The following is a 1,318-nucleotide window of genomic DNA, read 5'->3' as shown; positions in this document are numbered from 1 at the left end:
ATATACAAATATTATAAAAATAATTATCAAAATATCTCTATTTTTAAGCTTGTAAATCAACTTATCATAAAAATAATAAAAAAATATTAAAAACGCTATTGTAGTGCTAAACAGCACTAATCCGTGGGTTATTTCAATAAGACATAGATATAAAATAATAAGCAAACTAGTTTTATCAAAACCACTTTTTTTAAAATGTATAATCAAAAATACAAAAAAAACTCCGAGTAAAGGTGGTAAAAAAAATGTAATAGAGCATAGTAATTGGTAAAAAAATAAAACAAATATTGTTATATAATAGCTTAATCCAACTCGTTCTTTCATTTAATAAACTCATATATTTTTTCCTGCAATTTATCTATACCTTTTTTACTAGCACTTGATACATAAATTGCATCTTTATATTTTGATTTTAGCTTTGAAAATTCACTCTGATTTAATTTATCAATTTTTGTAAAAACCTTTATATAAATTTGATTTTCATTCATAAAATCTTGTAAATATTCATAAACACCTTCATCTATATCTAAATTATCGTGTCTTGAGTCTATTAAATGAATAAAGCATTTTATTTCTTTTCTTTTTTGTAAAAATTCATTTAAATTCTTGTTCCAAGCAGCTTTTTTATCCTTAGAAACCCTTGCATATCCAAAACCTGGTAAATCTATTAAAATCAATTTGTTTTTATCCGCAAATGTAACTTCAAAAAAATTAATTAATTGAGTTTTTCCTGGAGTTGAAGATGATTTTGCAAGACCTTTGTGATTTGCTAAAGCATTTATTAAAGAGCTTTTACCTACATTAGAACGACCTAAAAAAGCAATTTCACCCAAATTATATTCTTGTGTTTGAAAATATTTTTCACAAGATATTAAAAATTTTGCACTTACTATATTCATTTTGCTATCTCAAAAATTAATTTAACTGGCTTATTAGCTTTATCGCTTTTTACTTTATATGTTCCATCATTTTGGTTTATATAAATATAATCTGCTGATAATTCTTTGTTATTTTCTGTAATTTTAACATTCCCTATAAGCTCATAAGTATTTTTATTTACATCATAAATAATCTTATCTGCTTTACCTTTGAAATTATCTTTATTTAGACTTATAGAAAAACTTGTTACATATTGTGCTTCATAGCTAGCAATTTTATTATCCTTATTTGTTCTTATTGTCAATATTTGACAATTTAAATAATCTTTACCTTGCCTTATACTAACATCTTTGCTAAATACCCCAGTTTGATTATCTTTATTACCTTCAAAAATTTTTGCATTAATCTCAATTTTTTCAGCATATAAACTACATAACGA

General features: G+C 23.3%; 3 protein-coding genes. All 3 read right to left on the bottom strand.

Annotated elements, in window-relative coordinates; genetic code table 11:
* The coding region (locus KJQ99_RS09365; protein ID WP_214150661.1) for a hypothetical protein at nt 1–324 on the bottom strand (324 nt) is incomplete at its 3' end.
* The gene (gene yihA, locus KJQ99_RS09360; RefSeq protein ID WP_214150660.1) at nt 321–899 is read right to left on the bottom strand and encodes a ribosome biogenesis GTP-binding protein YihA/YsxC; all 579 of its coding nucleotides are present in this window, start codon (nt 897–899) and stop codon (nt 321–323) included. The genes KJQ99_RS09365 and yihA, both read right to left, overlap by 4 nt.
* Nucleotides 896–1,318 (bottom strand): lipopolysaccharide transport periplasmic protein LptA (lptA, locus tag KJQ99_RS09355; RefSeq protein ID WP_214150659.1); only part of this gene is annotated, 423 nt, incomplete at its 5' end. The genes yihA and lptA, both read right to left, overlap by 4 nt.

The sequence above is a fragment of the Campylobacter sp. 2018MI13 genome, assembly GCF_018501135.1.
Lineage (GTDB): Bacteria > Campylobacterota > Campylobacteria > Campylobacterales > Campylobacteraceae > Campylobacter_E.
The sequence above is the reverse complement of the archived record's forward strand: the minus strand, read 5'-3'. Positions and strand labels throughout refer to the sequence as shown.

Bases quoted from the DNA above. Each gene is read 5' to 3' on its own strand.
- yihA (WP_214150660.1), bottom strand. From the start codon at position 899: ATGAATATAGTAAGTGCAAAATTTTTAATATCTTGTGAAAAATATTTT.